Genomic DNA, 17,017 nt, shown 5'->3' with positions numbered 1-17,017 from the left:
GTCAATGTTTTGCCGACTTCGGTCGATACCAAATTGAACTTGAAGGAGTTTGATTATCTCTCAGAAGCCCTTAAAATTACACTAGCAGGCAAATTGAAGGATACGAAAGTATTGCCTGTGGAAGGTAAACAGGCAGTTGCTCCAAGTTTTTCAACTAATCTTCCTCCGCATTCATTAACAGTAATTCGTTTGCAGAGAAAAAAGTAAAGGTTTGGGTAAAATAAGTAAGAAGATTTGAAAATGAGTTGCCCCTAAACATCAATCATAAAATAAGGCTAAAATCCCAGCTTTTTGATTGATGATTAGGGGTTTTTTCTTTTATTTCAGTGAAGTATGATTATGACAAGAAGTTTCTTTCACTAAGGTTTAAAAGGCTTCAAGATAGCGCAATTAACCAGTTTAGGTTCGAGCTTTTAGGACTGACTTACCATATAATAAAAAACTAGAATAAGTATTTGATTAGCAATTATATATGTGAAACTTGTTGCAGAATTAACTAAACTCTTAGACGAATGAAAGCGACAAGTATACCAGATTATGAAAGAACTTTCGCCCAGAATGGCGTTGATAGTTCGGGGAAAAAGTTTACTTTCCAAGATTTGAACCTTCCTATCGGGAATACGAACCAAACAATTGACATTAAGCAATGTAAGTTGGAGAGTGTTCCTAAAAATTTTTTCTACGAGCAAAAAACAGATAAGCGGAAAATTGTACTACATTTCACCATGGGGTACCTTAAGGGAGATATCGCAACGCTTACAGGTTCAGACCACGTTTCAGTTCCGTTTGTCATAGCTCGAAATGGAACAATCTACAACCTATTTTCTTCGAGTTTTTGGAGTTATCATTTAGGGCCTGGAGCTTCTGGCGGAAACACCCGAATGAGTCAAGAGAGTATAGGCATAGAAATCTCAAATATTGGTCCTTTACGCTTAAATGGCACCAATCTTACATCAGTTTATAGTAATACCGATGTTTATTGTAAGTTAACCGAAAAATCATTTTATGTTGAGCAAAATTCAAAAGTTAGGGGGTATCAATATTACGCTACTTTTACCAATGCTCAATATGCCTCAGTGGTTAGATTGGTCAAGTATCTGACCGCCCGATACAACATTCCAGAAGTTGTGGTGGATGATCCTGCTGGATTGATGAGTGACACTGATTTTGCTGCCTTTAGCGGAATTGTAACACACACAAATTGTCGACAAGATAAGACAGATATTGGTCCTGCATTCGATTGGCAAAGATTTAAAGATGGATTACTCAATTTTTAGAGATAAGTAAAAGGAAAGATTAAATTAATAGAATATCTGAGGCAAAATTTGCCTATAAACTTTTGATTATGAATGTCTTCAAATGACCAATATACTGTTAACTATTAACGTTTTCCTACTTATTTAGTAATCTATTATACTGTTGACTGAATCAAAAAGAATATAGTTGGATGTAGGATGGTAGCGGAGATTTAAGTATTTTGCTAAAAATCAAGCTTCACATACTATGAAAAAATCGACGATAATCTATTGCCTTTTTCTGTCAACGGTACTTGCGAGTTGTTCGAATTACAAGGATAAAACCGAAGTAAGTAAAGATGATTCTGTAAAAGCAGCCAAACTAGCTCCGAAGCCCGTTTATGACGGTATTTATCGAGTAGAGGGCGATTCGGTCGTAATCCCTAGCTTCGAAATTGAAGTGGAGTTAAGCCCCAAAGCGGAGGCTAAAATCGAAAAGGACAAAGAAAGTATTATAGTTTCTGCCTCATTTTCAGGTATTCCCATCGACCCAAATTCTCCTAATATGCAGGAGTGGGCAGAGGGAGGAATAGCAGGAAAAGAAATTGAATTACTAGGTCAACGAGTGGCTAGATTTGAAAATATCAAGGTCAAAAAAAGTACCTTAGATTCTGTCACGGGTAAAGACCTAGAACTCCTAATTAATGTATACACAGGTCGTAGAACAAACCCCGATAATTTGTTGGACTGTGGTATTCTTTCTGAAAAAATGGCGAAAGTACAAAACAAAAAGTTTGTTCTCAAAGCCAAATTGATTTACGGAGAATAACTTATGTCAGGTTGAATGATTGAGTGAATGAGTGATTATTGTCAGATATAAAGACCCAATGTCTTATATTCATGCAATCATCACTCATTCACAAAATCTCAAATCACTCAATCATAACCATGCACTAAATGATTCTATACACTCTCAAAAAGTTAATCAGCTCATTTGCATCATAAAAATTTGTTTTTCTAAGCATATTTTGTCGATGCGTATTAACTGTATTATTGGCGATAAAGAGTTTTTCACCAATTTCTCTACTTAAATATCCTTGCCCCATCAGTTGTGCAATTTCTAATTCACGTTGACTGAGCACCTCGAGTTGAATTAACTCATTCGTTTTATTATCTATTTCAAACAGTTTACTTTGTTTTCCGCCAGAGAGAATTAAGTGTTGTTTACCATCTCTTTTTACATTGGTAATTTCAGAAACGAAGGCCACAAAATAGGTTATTTTACCAGTTTCATCCACGCTCAAGGCCATACTTTCTTGGCAAACTCTTCTTATTTTTCCATCACTTCCTTTCATTCGATAATCATAAATGACTCGAAGTCGATTCATATTTTCAGGAGGAATTTGTGCCGCATATTTTGCGATTTCTCTTGAAATATGGATTAAGCCCGCTTGGTCTTCCGCTGGGTATAGCTCGACATATCCTTTTACTCCTACCTCGTAGAAGTGCTCGTTAGACCAACCACAGACTTTCTGTACATCCCCCAATATAAGTGGATATTTCATCGTATTGATGTCTAGTACGGCTAGCGCAGTTCCTTGCATACGAAGTGTCTCATGAAACAAGGGGTGAAAGGTCATAAAATGCTCGACTTTTTCGGGTTTTTCTTCAAGTTTACCTGAGTGCCAGAGCTGCTTAAATAGTTCAAATGGGGTGGGTTGGGCAGGCATCGTCTATTAATTTGCTTAGATATTTAATGAATTGTCAGTAGTTAAGAGTTTAATATTTTCCTTTATATTAAGCAATTTGCTCAAGATTGCCAATGTATATTTGAGTTATTTACTAAACGGTCGACGATAAATAAAAAAACTAAAAATTGTAGGGAAAGACGCTCTCGGAATAATTTTTGTAGGGATATTTTGACTAAATACTATAATCAAAAATAGGCAAAGGATTACTTACGACTAGTAGAGGGTTCCAATAGTCGTAAGTAAATCCATTTTAGCTTTTGTGAGATTCCTGATTAGACTAAGTGTAGCACAGGAAATTTTAAGTACTCCCAAGGTGGGATGGTGTGTTAATGATTGTTGTGTTAGATTCCAAGAAAGGGTATTGGTTAATTCATATCTTTCAGATTTTGAAAACCTGCAGCAATACTCTTTTTTTAGTACTGCAAAATTCGGCTCTCTGACGAATAGTTAAAATACCTGTATGCAGGTATTTTGTATGTTTATTTTTGGAAATGCCTGAGAAATTATATGAAATCAAACCAGTTATTATTCATTGTATTTCTGTTGTATCTCTTTCCGCTAATTTCAAGGGCGGCAAGACTCGATACCTCTAAGCCGATATTGATTGATCAAAATTTTCGTCACCAGATGGTCAACCAATATACCTCGGTCGCCCAAAAATATAGAGCTGTAGACACTATTCGCGCTTTTGATAGAATTCAATACCAGTTTGTGAACAATCAAAAGTATGAGTTAATTGAATTAGGAAAAGCTTACCAACAAAAAGATGCCTTACTCTATTTGGAAGTCGTAAATACTTCTTCTCAAAAGATGGAGCTAGTATTGGAGGCGTCTCACATACGTGTGGATGAGATGCAATGTTATCTACTCAAAAACAATAAACCAGTTTTGTGGGAAACATTGTATCGTAGCAAACCACTGTACCTTCGAAAGAATCCTTATATCTATTTCTCGTTTCCGCTCGAAATCGCTCCTAAAGATACACTCAAAGTACTATTACACTCTGTCAGAAACTATGGACTACATATCACTAGTTTGGATTTGTACCGAAAATCTTTCTTTTTTGAACATGCCATAAGTCAAAATTTAAAGTCGATTTTTCAGGTTATTTATTGTTTTATATTTACGGTAGTGCTTCTATTATTGGGATTCTTCTATGCAGAAAAACTTCTGATTTTTGCTGGCATAATGATAGGAGTAGCCAATGCAAATATGCTGACCGTAGGATATTTTTATGACCTTCTTCCTTTTCCTAGTTTTTTAAATATAAATGCCTCAAATATAGGTTCTTTCTGGGTGTTGGGATTGAATGTTTTTTTTCATCCTTTTGCTTATAACGTAATACAAAGCATACCAGTCAATCTCAAACGGTATCGGTCAGGCGCTCTTATACTTGTCATTTTAAATGTCAGTGTGATGCTTCTACACTTTTTTTCGCCTAGTTATACCATCTTGTATATTATCACCAATAGCCTTTTTCCGCTTACTTTTGCCAATACATTATGGGCCATTTACCACGCAGCATTACTTTTTGTACGAGGAAAAAGAATTGATTATCTGGCCGCTTGCCTTCTAGGTATTTTGCCCACTATGATAAAAAGTTTGGCAGGCTATTTTTTGATAAATCAAGAAAGTATTACCCTCAATAGTGATTATTTTACCCCTTTTGTGGTCATTATTTTGATTTCATACATTTCTTATGAGCAACTCAAAAATAGCTTGATTTTCAGAAAAATACATGAAGCAAAAATGAGTATTCTCAAAGATGACTTGGAGAGTATCCGTAAAAATGAAGTAGAAAACATCGGTCGACAGCTCCATGACCAGGTAGGGAATACCCTAGCAGCGGCCTTGGGATATTTGAACAAAGCGCAAATTGATGTACCAACAAGTAAAAAAATTTTGGAAGAGGCCATCAATGAGATTCGTCTGATGAGTCATACGCTTGTAAAGGAAGAGAATTTATCACTTACTACCAAGATTGAACGAACTATCGAGCAATACAATGAGTTCTCAAATGTGAGGGTACATTTTCATGATTTTTCAGATGGGAAAATCAACCAATTAGAGTCTTTAACACAGCAAAATATATATATGATTTTGAAGGAATGTCTGTTGAATGTTATCAAACACGCCAAAGCAGAGGAGGCATTCTTACAAATTTTTGAACAAGAAAAAGGCTTTCGATTTGTGGTAGAAGACGATGGCATCGGCTTCGATACGAGCGTGGAGGGAAAAGGAATAGGTTTGCTCAATATGAGAAAGCGTGCCGCAATTTCTAACCTAAAATTCAATATCGAATCTACTGCCTCTGGAACAACCACTATTATTGAAACGAAGTAAGTATGAAAACAAAAGTAATAATTGTCGATGACCATTCATTGTTTAACGATGGTTTGGGCTTGATATTAAAAGAATCTGGTGATTACGAGGTTTTAGCTCAAATATATGATAGCCGTAAAGCATATCAAGAATGCAATACGCTTTTACCCGAACTTATTTTGGTAGATTATAACATGCCTTTTGTAGATGGTTTGGTGTTGGTAAAACAGTTGAGAACTCTCGTTCATCGTTCTAAAATTGTGGTTATTAGTATGTACGCCGACCGCCGAGAAATCGAAGCTTTTAAAGCCTTCGAAATAGAAGGATATTTATCAAAAACTAGTCCTTCTGCCGAAATACTATTATCATTGAAAAAAATCATGAATGGAGAAAGTGTTTTTCAGGTTAAGCAAGAAAAAAGTACAAACCTTGAAAAAGATTTTTTTTCGCTAAAAAAACTATTAACAAAACGAGAAGTCGAAATTCTGAAAGCTTTGAAAAAAGGTTATACTTCCGAGCAGGTAGCTCAAGAATTATGCTTAAGCTACTACACCGTAGAAACCCATCGTAAAAACATCAACCAAAAACTGAAATTTAATTCGAAGAAAGAGTTTTATGATTTCTTAGATACCATAGCTTTGGAGGAAAAATAAAAATTAGTAACTAGGTTATCCGTGAATAAGCTAGTCGTTATGAGAAGGCACTCGTAATTACAAAATATATAAATTTTACCGCATATACGTTTGATAAACTTTCTTAAGTTAGGACGCAAAATAAAGTCTAAGATTGTGCTTTAAGGTTTCAGGTATCGGCTTTCGGCGGTGGGCTATGGGAAAAATGCTTGTCCGTGGTCGTTAAAAATATTTTAGCACTCTTTGCCTTTTGCCTATTACCTTGTCCCTAAAACACAAACCTTAAATTTAATTTTGTGCAACTTTAGGCAAAAATCTAGTAATGATTTCGATAGAAATACTTTTTGTTTTTGGCATATAGCTTAATGCTTATTGTGGGTAAATTAATTTTTCTTTTGCCCACTTACTCAAGATAAAATATGGTTCATAAAAAAGTAAAAGTAGGGGTAATACAAGCAACACCCTCTTTATTTGACCTAGAAAAATCTGTAAACTTGGTCATAGATTGGATAAAGAAAGGCGCTGAACAAGGCTGTGAGTTATTGCTTTTTCCAGAGTCTTTCATTCCATGCTACCCTCGCGGTTTGAGTTATGATGCAATAGTGGGTCGTCGAACTGACAAAAGCCGTAACCAATGGCTTCATTATTGGGAAAATAGTATAGAAGAAAATTCTGAATTTACTCAAAAAATAAGTGAGGCAATCGCGGAGGCTAATCTTTTGGTGGGGTTAGGAGTTACCGAACGAGAAAATGTTGGTGGTTCTTTGCATTGTGCCTTATGGTATTTTGACAACAAAGGAAACCTAGTTGGAAAACACAGAAAGCTGAAACCAACAGGTTTAGAAAGGTATATTTGGGCAGAAAGCGACGGCAGTACATTGACTACTCTTCAAACTTCAATTGGAAAAATTGGAGGCCTGATTTGCTGGGAAAACTACATGCCATTGGCGAGGATGTCGATGTATCAAAAAGGAGTAGAAATATATCTTGCACCAACGGCCGACTCTAGGGAATCGTGGCAATCTACTATGCAACATATCGCCCTCGAAGGCCGATGTTTTGTATTAGCAGCCAATCAATACGTCCAAAAATCAGACTATCCTGCCGAATATCAAGCCGATTTAATTGACCAACCCGAAATGATGTGTGCAGGGGGGAGTGTAATTATCTCACCCATGGGAGAGGTACTCGCTGGACCACTTTGGCATCAAGAAGGGCTATTAGTAGCAGAACTAGATTTTTCTCTTTTGGCCAAAAGTAAGTTAGATTTTGATGTAACAGGACACTATGCTAGACCAGATGTTTTTGAATTTAAAGTCAATAAACAGCCTGAGATGAGAATGGTGTGATTAAAGTGACCAAGCATTTAACAAATAAATAGGGTAATCATCAATCATCTATAAGATTTCTAGTAATGATTTGAAAATAAACCTATATATCTAAAACATGAACTAATAAGAATATAATAGTATATTTGAATATATAATGTAGCTTAATGAGAAAAAATAACTACAATATGTATATTTTACATTTGAATATATAAAGTGATTTGAATTATAACTATTTTTTTTATTTTTGTATTTCTCTGATTAATAACTCCTATTTTCACTATGAAGCTTGTAAAACAATCGCACCTCTTTTTTCGTGAAGGTAATTCAGATAAGGAATATATCATAGAATTACTCAAACATACTGAAGAGTTATTTTCCGTAAATTTTAAGTACGGAAGAAGGGGCGCTGTTTTAAAAGAAGGGACTAAAACCGAAAAGCCGATTACACTTGCAGCGGCTGAACTAATATTCAATAAACTAGAGACTGAAAAAAGAAAAAAGGGATATCTCTCAGAATCCGAGCTTCTGTCTACTTTACCCAATCTTGATTCTCTTTCTCCAGACCTTCAAAAGCATCCTATTCTTCAACGCTTGGATGGTGCTATCAAAGGAACCTCAGTATTTAAAACTTATTGGAAAACCTCACGCGTAATTTGGAAGGCAGGTGGGCTGAAAATGATGGAAGCAGAACCCTTTGTATCCCAGTTGGTATTCAAAGGTGATAAAATGCAACAATATGCTGCACTGTGGACTTTGGTGAGGTTAAAAAGCATTAATTCTATCACAATTTTTAAAAGGGTGGTAGAAAATCCTAAATCAACCCTCCATTCGAGAAGAGTAGCAAAAGAAGGCTTACTACAAATGCTGGAGGGTGACGAATTGACGTCACTTCAGCAAGAATTTATTTCGAAATTACCAATAGTGTTTCAAGAAAACCTAATTGATGCTTTTGCACTTAAAGAGCTTCTTGAGTCACTATCGAGCCATGCTGATACCTTCGCATCTTCCCTTGAAAATCTCTACTATTTGAGTTTCCACCAAACATACATAAGAGAACTTATCATTCCTCACCTCAAAAAAGTAGATATCTCAAAGAAGAATTTTAAAGAGTTTAGATATCTTTTTAAAATAGCAGAGCTTCGTAGCGATTTTGAAGTTTATGCTATTCTTGCGCATAAATTTGAAAGAGCAGATGGTTTTGGAAATACAAGCAAAGTTTTTTCTAATAAAACAAAAGCCTATTTCCTGCAGAGAGTTATCCGTCAAATATATGAGTTTGGAAAAGAAAATCCCGAGAATTTCATACAGCTTTCGATCTCCATATTATTAAGCTATGACAAACAAAACCGTGATCTTAGTCCTAGTAATAAATTATTCTTAGAACAATGGTTTTGGAGAATTAAGCTAGAAGATTTGCCACCATTTGCAGATGCTATTTTACTGAACCTTATTTTGCACGGAGGGGGTACCCGTTTGATTCGCTATTATCGTTTTTGGATGATTGCGGAGGCTCGCAGTAGCAAAAAAATAGAGAATCGAGCCTTTCAGATGCAGCGAAAACAACAGCAAACAAAAGAAACTTTTATTGGAAGTATATTCAAGTCAATCTTAAAAATCTTTGGGAATAATAATCGAGAGCAAACAGTCGTCCATGACTCAACGAATTCTATACCTCAAAATTCACTAAAATCAACTAATAAAGGGAGAGAAGAACTTTATCCTCAACATTGGGATAAGTTCCCTCATGCATACTTGGCGTTACTATTGAGGTCGGAAGTGGACTTGATACACGGCTTTGCTTTGGAAAGATTGCTTGAACATCCAGAATATCAAACTATTATTAATCAACTCTCAGTGAGCGATTTGGTTGGACTAGTATCATCAGAGATTGAACCAACCATCAACTGGGCAACAGAATTAATTTGTGAAAGATTGCAAGTAAAGCTTGAAAAGACATTAGTGATAGGTTTGTTAAATGCCAATTCCTCAAAAGGACAAGAATTAGGGAAGCAATTTTTTCAACAATACCTAGCAGATCTTTTAATTGATAGTGATTCGCTTTTACCTGTGATTTATGCTAATCATTTTGAAATCAGACATTGGATAAAGGGACTACTGCAAGAACATACTTTACATAAAGACGTGTTAAATTCCTTAATAGATCTCGCGGTTTTGTGGTTAGCCAATCAAACAGACAATTCGGCAGAATGTAACATGCTGCTCAATCAAGGAAATAAAACCTTACAAGATTTAGCTGTTGAACAACTAATGCTACTTTCGGATGACCAGCTAAATGCCCTCCAATTGTCTCCAGTTGTGGCGGTAAAACTTTTTGCATTAAAAATCATTATTCTTAAAAATCAACTTCCCAATGCCTCCGTTTTAGCAGAATTAATTTGTAGTGACGTAAAAGATAATCGTAAGCTTGGAGAGGGTATTCTTAATTCTTTATTGAATAAGCCTGTATTCCTTGTTGAGATGGTCAATGAGTTGTATCCTAAACTATTTGTGAAGGAGCATTTTGAAGGTCAACATCTCGTGGTTCAAGGGTTACTTTCCAATTCTCTAAGACCTTATTTGAGTAAAATCAATATAGCACATTCGCTTAGGTTAATACACGGGAATTATATTCCTGCTCAAGAGATAGGTTGGATACTTCTTACTGAGCAAATTGATAAAGATCGACTTTTGGTCAAGCAAGTAGTACATCTGGCAAGTCATAACGACTTGCGGGTAAGACAGTGGTCTTGGTCGTGGTTTGACAAGAAAGTTTCATTAGCCAAAGTGGAAATAGAAGAAACCATTAAACTATTACAATCCAAGTGGGATGATACGAGACTGTTTACCATAGACTTTTTGAGGAAAAACTTTGTTAAGGAGGATTGGTCTCCAGAGGTGTTGATAGGAATTGTAGATTCAGTAAAACCTGATGTTGAAGCTTTTGGTAGAGAATTGATTACAAACTTTTATGAAGAAGGGAACGGACTTATGTATTTGAGTTTCTTATGTCAACATCCAAGCTTGAATGTTCAGTTATTCGTTTCAAATTTTATTGAAAAATATGCTGGCAACAATATCGAAAAATTACAAGACCTAGACTATTATTTTCGCTCGGTACTTATGAGAGTTAATAAAGGAAGAAATACCAAAAATAGGGTTTTTCATTTCCTCCATCAAGAGGCAATGCGTTCACAAGAAGCTGCATGTGTGGTGTCCAATATTTTGAGTGATGTGTCGGCCACTGTGGCGATAGAAGATAAGGCCAAATGCATACAAATTATACGGGATTTAGAGAAACTATACCCTTCATTGCTGTTACCAATGACTACGATTGAGTTTGAAACCAGATAAAATCTATGCTATTTAACTATAAATATGGAGGACATACCCAAATATCGAGTACAACGCGCTCGACCTCTATGTCATTTGCTCCAGACACACTCCGAGAGCCTACTTATTTTGTGGGTAAACTCCAACAAAAACTGGCGTTCAGAGAAGCGATTTCTGCGCTTCATGATGTCGTTATTTCCGACTTAAGATTTCAACCTAAAGATAAAACAGCTTACAAAGAATGGGCTACGGAGCAAGAAATGGCTTGGATGAGCGAATACGCCACGAAATTGGATTTGCGAGAAAATGAGGAGCGCATTAAATGGTTACAAAGAGATTTGAATCTTCTTCAAAAAAGACGTCATGAAATGATGAAACCTTTTTGGGAGGCAAGAATGAAGTACTTTGATTTTATTTACAAAAATGATCGAAATATGTGGATTGTACTTGATCCTATTATCACGATACATCCAGAGGAATTGTTTTTCGAGTGTTTTAGTAACGACGAATCAACGTATGCTAAGTTAGAAGCTAATTATGAGACATTTAAGGAGATAAACGAGTTTCAATGCGGAACTACCAACATTGATTATTCGCATGATTTATATCAAGAATTTCAAAAAATTAGAGATTATAAAGAAACTGATTTTAGGATAGACCCAAAAGGATTTTCTGTTCAAACGACCAACGAAGAGATCTTTCATGAAAAGAAAATAGAGGTGCCTGAAAGTTGGGTTCGAGGTTTTTTACAGGTAAGTTCTGCCATGACTTTACCAGCAACTTCATTTGAATTGCACTCAATGGATATCTATAATATTTGTTCGTTATTGAGACGATTTAAAGAAAATATTGGTCCACGTTCAATGGTCTTTATCCTGCGACCTAACCATCCTATTAGTATATTATTTGAGCCCTTCAACAAGGAAATTGTTTGTGCTAGGTCAATCTACCAAGGTGATGAATCTCAAACCATTAGAGTTTGGGGGCGACGGAGATTATTGGTGCTGGAGCGACTGATTCCTTTAGCAAAGAAGTTTACCGTCCATTTGCTTGGGAGTGGTTTGCCTTCTTTTTTCATTGCAGAAATGGGTGATATGAATTTTACTTTGGGGTTGTCTGGTTGGACAGCAAACGATTGGTCACGAGTGGGGAATTTTGATTTAATGGCTCCACGCGCGAACGTAGATACTTTCACCGCAGAGAAGGTATTCAGTGTTCTCAAAAAATCCTTTTTGGCCAAGCCAGAAATGCTTGCCAAAGAGTTGAACCTAGATATCAAAACGGTTTTGGGAGCATTATCTCTTTACACACAAGCAGGAAAGGTAATTTTTGATATAAAAAAAGGTGTTTATCGATTGAGAGAATTATCAAGAGAGCCTCTGCCGATGGATGCCCTGAGATTTGCGAATGATAGAGAAAAGCTTGCCAGGGAATTGTTGACCCAACAGAGAATTGCCGTCAAAAAAGTATATGTTGAAAATGGATTAAGGCTGGAAGGAGAATTTACATGGAGCGAAAAGATTTGGCATCCAACCGCAATCATAGATGATGATGAGAAACTGGTGGAGGCAACTTGTACTTGTGATTTTCATATTAGGAATAAGCTATACAAAGGTCCTTGTGAACATATTTTAGCGTTAAGAATTGCTGAAAAGAATTCTTCTGCTCTAATTTCAACCTAATTTGCGGAGGAAATGCTCCCCAATTAAAATCAAAAATTAATTTGCGTATTTTTTTAGAAAAACTAATAAGAAAATGTAAATTGCAACAACAAAGTAAGAGTAAATAAGACCTTGCCTTCCGAAAGGAAAGAACGATGTATCGTCGTTCATGAAATTTGACTCTACATGCATCACTAAATACAATCTTCACTGTGAGAGCTTTGTCTGGTAGACAATATTTAACAGTGAAAACTCCGAGAGTTTAAAATATCGTCTACCAGACCGCTCTCTTGGAGTTGATTGATTTAGTCAGAAGAATCTTCGAAGGTTTTACTCTACTTTGTTTGTTGCCCTACTCCATAAGAGTTAGGGCTTTCTTTTTTGTAAACCTATGGCAAATCAACCTTCAAGAGAAGATATCCGAAAAAGAGTGGCAGAGTCTACTAAAGATGCTGTTATTCTTGAAGAAATGAAACGATTTGGGTTCTGGAAAGAAGAACTTTCCCCAGAACTGGAAGATATTCTGCAAAAGCAAAAGGAGACAGAAACTGAACTGAATACCTTAGTTCGGAAGCAAACTCGTTACCGTAATCCCGAAACTTTGAGAATGGAGATGCTTAAAGAACGCATGAAGGCATCCAAACAAAAAAGACAAGAGGCAAAGGAGCGGAAAGAACAAAAAAGACTGGCGCGAGCAGAGACTTGGAAAAAGAGAAAAGAAACGGAAGTGCTCTATCTAGGAGAGGATGTATCGTCACGTTTATCAGAAACTGAACCCAATCTTGAATTTTTGGCAAAATGGAATTTACCTAATATCGAAAATCCATTGGCTCTGGCAAATGCTTTAAGTCTCAAATTGAGTCAGTTACGATTTTTGACCTATAATAGGAAAGTTTCGTTGGTAAATCATTACAAGAGATTTTATATCCCCAAAAAAATGGGAGGGAAGAGATTAATATCAGCTCCTATGCCCTTAATTAAATCTGCCCAACTTTGGATACTAAACAATATTCTTTATCAAATACCCCATACTGATCAAGCCCATGGGTTTATACCACAGCGCTCGATTGTTTCGAACGCAGCGCAACATGTAGGAAAAGAATTAGTACTTAATCTCGATTTAAAAGACTTCTTCCCAAGTATTTCATTTTCGCGAGTAAAAGGCCTTTTTCAAAGTTTTGGGTATTCTGGTCAAATTTCGACTTTGTTAGCATTGCTTTGTACCGAAGCCGAGGTTGAACAAGTTGCTATTGATGGGAAAAAGTATTTTGTGTCTATTGGCGAACGAACACTACCACAAGGCTCACCATGCAGTCCCGCTATTTCTAACCTAATAGCCTACAAGCTAGATCGCCGTTTACAAGGAATTGCCAACAAGTGGGGATTCGTTTACACGAGATATGCAGATGATTTAAGTTTTTCATGCGGTTCTGATAATTTAGATAATTTTCATCAATTGCTCTGGTCTGTTCAGGAAGTAGTCAAATCGGAAGGCTTTACGGTTCATCCAGAAAAGATTCATATCATGCGAAAAGGCAGTCGACAAGAAGTAACAGGCCTAATTGTAAATAGACAGATAGGAATAGAACGTAAAGAACTGCATCGGTTTAGAGCTTTATTACAACAAATAGAAAAGAATGGTCCTGCTGGAAAAACTTGGAATGGAAACCCTAATCTTGAAAATTCGCTGCGTGGCTATGCCAGCTTTGTTATGATGGTAAAGCCCGAATTAGGAATAAGGTTTATGAAAAAAATTGATTCGATTTTTTAGCCATTATTGTGTAAATAAATCCTTAGGACAACAGTTTAGACCGACACTACTGCACAGTTAATAGATCAAACTACTTTATCTTAACCAAATTCCTAAAAAATATTAGTATTCTGGATTAAATAAAGCTAGTAAACAGATGAGAAAAATATTTCTATGGGTAAGTATCTTGGCTTTGACCTATGTTTTACCAAGTAATGCTCAAGTAGCGACTAAAGTCTCTAAACCCAATATCGTCCTCATTATCGCCGATGATTTAGGGTATGGGGATGTTGGTTTCAATGGACAAAAGTTGATAAAAACGCCTCATTTGGATAAATTGGCGGCATCTGGTATGAAGTTTAATCAGTTTTATGCTGGAACTTCAGTATGTGCGCCATCACGTTCTGCCTTACTTTCGGGTTTACATACAGGACATACCTATATCCGTGGTAATAAAGGCGTTTTGCCAGAAGGACAAGAGCCCATTGCAGATTCTGTTGTGACAATGGCCGAAGTCTTAAAGACTGCTGGTTATACTACTGCTGCTTATGGTAAATGGGGCTTAGGACCTGTTGGCTCTGTCGGTGACCCGAACAAACAAGGGTTTGACTACTTCTACGGATACAACTGCCAAACCTTGGCGCATCGTTATTACCCAAATCATTTGTGGAATAATGGACAAAAAGTTGTTTTGGAGGCGAATGAGAATTTAGTTCAAAATAAGATTTATGCACCAGATTTGATTCAAGAAAAAGCGATTGGTTTTATCAAGGAACAATCCTCAAAACAGCCTTTTTTCTTGTTTTTACCGTATATTTTACCTCATGCAGAGCTCATCGCTCCTGATGACAGTTTGTTACAATACTACAAAAATAAGTTTCAAGAAAAACCATACAAGGGGCAAGATTATGGCCCGAATGCTACTGGTGGCGGTTATGCTTCTCAGCAATATCCGCGTGCGGCATTTGCAGCGATGGTAGCACGTTTAGATTTGTATGTAGGGCAGGTAGTTGCTCAACTTAAAGCACAGGGATTGGACAAAAATACCTTAATTATTTTTTCTAGCGATAACGGTCCACACATAGAAGGTGGCGCAGACCCTAAGTTTTTTAAGAGTAGTGGTCCATTCAAAGGTGTCAAAAGAGATTTGTATGAAGGAGGCATTCGTGAGCCATTTGTAGCTTCATGGCAAGGAGTGATAAAACCCAATTCAGAAAGCAATCATATTGGTGCGTTCTGGGATTTATTGCCCACTTTTGCTGAATTAGCCGGTGCTAAATCTAGAAAAGGTATCGATGGTCGTTCGTTTGCCAATGTACTGACAGGGAAAGGTAAAGCTTCTCAGCATGATTTTTTATATTGGGAATTTCATGAACAGGGAGGCAAACAGGCGGTACGACAAGGCAAATCGAAAGCTATTCGATTTAATGTAATTGAAAACCCTAATGCTCCAGTAGAGCTTTACGACCTCGAAAACGACCCCGAAGAGTCCAAGAATCTAGCACAACAATTTCCAGAAAAGGCGCAAGAATTAGGCAAACTCATGACGCAATCGCATACTCGTTCTTCTTTGTTTCCGTTGGGAAATCAGTAGTTAGGGTATAGGTGTTGAGGGAACAGGCACAGAGGCACAGAGTGTAAAGGGAATAGGCAAAAAGTTAAGAAGTCTCTTTCCCTCTACCATTATTTAAAAAATCTCACTTTGTGCCTCTGTGCCTGTTGCCTCTGCCACTCCTTTAATACCTACACTTCGAATTATCTGACTTAATGAAATACGTCTTATAATTTTTAGCTTTTTTATCCATACAACCTTTCAAATTCAGTAGTTCAATATTTTTAAAATCAATCGCATGGCTCTCTGCCTGCATGGCAATATAACCTTCTTTTAATAACATACCCTCTTTTTTTATCCAAGCCTTTGCTGATGTAGGATCAATACCTGCTTTTTCCCAATTATAATCTTCACTTACAAAACCGCCCCCAATATGTGGTTTTTGATATGATAACACCGTATCTCCCTCAATAATATGATGCACAATCGAATCACCTAATACAATAGCTTCTACTTTGACCCATTGGTCGCCATGATAGGTTTTAGAGTTTGAATCGGTGCAATGATCAGTTACGATTTTGTTTTGCATATACACCTCCGTGCCCGGGGTGCAGAGATTTCCAGTATGACGCGTGGTATTTCCGCCCAATCCTCCCAAAAGTTGTAGTTCTAATGAAACAGGAAAGCTCTGATTATGGGTCAAACTTTTGGCTGATTGAGAATGTAGCATCACACCACTATTACGCACATTCCAAGACGCACCACCTTTTAGTTGTTCGCCTTGAAAACGATATTCAAAACGAACTACATAGTAGGAGTATGGTTTTTTGTAGTAAATATGCCCAAATTTATCATTGAAAGATTCATACTGGTCATACATGATACGCATCATCCCGTCTTCGACCCTGAAGGTATTTTTGTAATTGACATTCAACTTTTCTCCTGCAATTTTGATATCCCAACCATCTAAGTTTTTTCCATTGAATAGTCGAATCCAATCCTTTTCGCTAGCGTCTTTATAGGTTTTGTTTTGTGCAAAAGTGCATAAGCTACCAAGTAGGAGAGAAGCAATAAAATAGAGTTGTCTTTTCATTTCTAGAATGTTTAGTAGGTAAAAATACGTATATTAAGTAAGTATGCAAAATAAAGCTTAAAGCACAATTATTTAATTGATAATGATGAAGAAAAAATAACTCGTTATGGACAAAGCCTCTAACGAGTTATCGCTACAGTTTCAAAACTGTTAAAAAAAACGATCCAACATAAAGAGACCGTGGGTTTTTAAAATCCCACTGTCACAGCCACTTTGTACCTTTACCACTTTGTACCTCTACCACATTGTGCCTCTGCCACTTTGTGCCTTTGCTACTTCGTACCTTTGCCACAAACTGCCTCTGACACTGTGTACCACAGCCACTTCGTACCTTTTAAGCTTTTCTTACAAATTCAGACT

Annotated in this window: 12 protein-coding genes; 10 read left to right on the top strand and 2 right to left on the bottom strand. The window is 36.6% G+C overall.

Going from position 1 to position 17,017, the window contains the following annotated elements; all coding sequences use genetic code 11:
• From ACOVQ4_RS10040 to ACOVQ4_RS10030, 3 genes are all read left to right on the top strand, one after another.
• A partial coding sequence (locus ACOVQ4_RS10040) for a hypothetical protein (RefSeq protein ID WP_421820516.1) occupies window positions 1-207 on the top strand: 207 nt, incomplete at its 5' end.
• A 305-nt stretch (window positions 208-512) separates the two neighbouring features.
• Window positions 513-1,277, top strand: coding sequence for an N-acetylmuramoyl-L-alanine amidase (locus ACOVQ4_RS10035; protein ID WP_421820515.1), 765 nt, complete (start codon window positions 513-515; stop codon window positions 1,275-1,277).
• Between the two features lie 226 nt (window positions 1,278-1,503).
• Complete coding sequence (locus tag ACOVQ4_RS10030; protein WP_421820514.1) at window positions 1,504-2,064, top strand: hypothetical protein; 561 nt, start codon at window positions 1,504-1,506, stop codon at window positions 2,062-2,064.
• Window positions 2,065-2,188: 124 nt separating this feature from the next.
• Here the strand turns inward: ACOVQ4_RS10030 and ACOVQ4_RS10025 are convergent, their stop codons facing one another.
• Entirely contained in the window at window positions 2,189-2,965 is a 777-nt protein-coding gene (locus ACOVQ4_RS10025) for a response regulator transcription factor (RefSeq protein ID WP_421820513.1), read from the bottom strand.
• 648 nt (window positions 2,966-3,613) lie between these two features.
• On the opposite strand from ACOVQ4_RS10025, the gene ACOVQ4_RS10020 reads away from it, so the two are divergent.
• The 7 genes from ACOVQ4_RS10020 (at window position 3,614) to ACOVQ4_RS09990 (ending at window position 15,606) form a co-directional block, all read left to right on the top strand.
• Window positions 3,614-5,329 carry an ATP-binding protein gene (locus tag ACOVQ4_RS10020; RefSeq protein ID WP_421820512.1) on the top strand — a complete coding sequence of 572 codons (1,716 nt, stop codon included), beginning with the start codon at window positions 3,614-3,616 and terminating at the stop codon, window positions 5,327-5,329.
• A 2-nt stretch (window positions 5,330-5,331) separates the two neighbouring features.
• Window positions 5,332-5,961 (top strand): response regulator, encoded by a 630-nt coding sequence (locus ACOVQ4_RS10015; protein WP_421820511.1) that lies wholly within the window; start codon window positions 5,332-5,334, stop codon window positions 5,959-5,961.
• Between the two features lie 398 nt (window positions 5,962-6,359).
• Complete coding sequence (locus ACOVQ4_RS10010) at window positions 6,360-7,289, top strand: carbon-nitrogen hydrolase family protein (protein WP_421820510.1); 930 nt, start codon at window positions 6,360-6,362, stop codon at window positions 7,287-7,289.
• A 261-nt stretch (window positions 7,290-7,550) separates the two neighbouring features.
• A complete protein-coding gene (locus tag ACOVQ4_RS10005; RefSeq protein WP_421820509.1) occupies window positions 7,551-10,622 on the top strand; it encodes a WGR domain-containing protein in 3,072 nt (1,023 codons plus the stop codon).
• A gap of 5 nt (window positions 10,623-10,627) precedes the next feature.
• Window positions 10,628-12,283: an SWIM zinc finger family protein gene (locus ACOVQ4_RS10000; protein WP_421820508.1), complete on the top strand. Its 1,656-nt coding sequence runs from the start codon at window positions 10,628-10,630 to the stop codon at window positions 12,281-12,283.
• Between the two features lie 370 nt (window positions 12,284-12,653).
• Window positions 12,654-14,033: a reverse transcriptase domain-containing protein gene (locus ACOVQ4_RS09995; RefSeq protein ID WP_421820507.1), complete on the top strand. Its 1,380-nt coding sequence runs from the start codon at window positions 12,654-12,656 to the stop codon at window positions 14,031-14,033.
• 136 nt (window positions 14,034-14,169) lie between these two features.
• Window positions 14,170-15,606 carry an arylsulfatase gene (locus ACOVQ4_RS09990; protein WP_421820506.1) on the top strand — a complete coding sequence of 479 codons (1,437 nt, stop codon included), beginning with the start codon at window positions 14,170-14,172 and terminating at the stop codon, window positions 15,604-15,606.
• 142 nt (window positions 15,607-15,748) lie between these two features.
• Here the strand turns inward: ACOVQ4_RS09990 and ACOVQ4_RS09985 are convergent, their stop codons facing one another.
• The gene (locus ACOVQ4_RS09985; protein WP_421820505.1) at window positions 15,749-16,657 is read right to left on the bottom strand and encodes a 3-keto-disaccharide hydrolase; all 909 of its coding nucleotides are present in this window, start codon (window positions 16,655-16,657) and stop codon (window positions 15,749-15,751) included.
• Between the last annotated feature and the right edge of the window lie 360 nt (window positions 16,658-17,017).

It is taken from the genome of Flectobacillus sp., from assembly GCF_049240685.1.
GTDB lineage: Bacteria > Bacteroidota > Bacteroidia > Cytophagales > Spirosomataceae > Flectobacillus.
Note: the sequence above shows the minus strand (reverse complement) of the source record. Positions and strands in the feature narration are given on the sequence as shown.

Excerpts from the sequence above, each read along its gene's own strand:
- ACOVQ4_RS10035 (WP_421820515.1), top strand. The coding sequence starts at position 513 with ATGAAAGCGACAAGTATACCAGATTATGAAAGAACTTTCGCCCAGAAT.
- ACOVQ4_RS10030 (WP_421820514.1), top strand. The coding sequence starts at position 1,504 with ATGAAAAAATCGACGATAATCTATTGCCTTTTTCTGTCAACGGTACTT.
- ACOVQ4_RS10025 (WP_421820513.1), bottom strand. The coding sequence starts at position 2,965 with ATGCCTGCCCAACCCACCCCATTTGAACTATTTAAGCAGCTCTGGCAC.
- ACOVQ4_RS10020 (WP_421820512.1), top strand. The coding sequence starts at position 3,614 with ATGGTCAACCAATATACCTCGGTCGCCCAAAAATATAGAGCTGTAGAC.
- ACOVQ4_RS10015 (WP_421820511.1), top strand. The coding sequence starts at position 5,332 with ATGAAAACAAAAGTAATAATTGTCGATGACCATTCATTGTTTAACGAT.
- ACOVQ4_RS10010 (WP_421820510.1), top strand. The coding sequence starts at position 6,360 with ATGGTTCATAAAAAAGTAAAAGTAGGGGTAATACAAGCAACACCCTCT.
- ACOVQ4_RS10005 (WP_421820509.1), top strand. The coding sequence starts at position 7,551 with ATGAAGCTTGTAAAACAATCGCACCTCTTTTTTCGTGAAGGTAATTCA.
- ACOVQ4_RS10000 (WP_421820508.1), top strand. The coding sequence starts at position 10,628 with ATGCTATTTAACTATAAATATGGAGGACATACCCAAATATCGAGTACA.
- ACOVQ4_RS09995 (WP_421820507.1), top strand. The coding sequence starts at position 12,654 with ATGGCAAATCAACCTTCAAGAGAAGATATCCGAAAAAGAGTGGCAGAG.
- ACOVQ4_RS09990 (WP_421820506.1), top strand. The coding sequence starts at position 14,170 with ATGAGAAAAATATTTCTATGGGTAAGTATCTTGGCTTTGACCTATGTT.
- ACOVQ4_RS09985 (WP_421820505.1), bottom strand. The coding sequence starts at position 16,657 with ATGAAAAGACAACTCTATTTTATTGCTTCTCTCCTACTTGGTAGCTTA.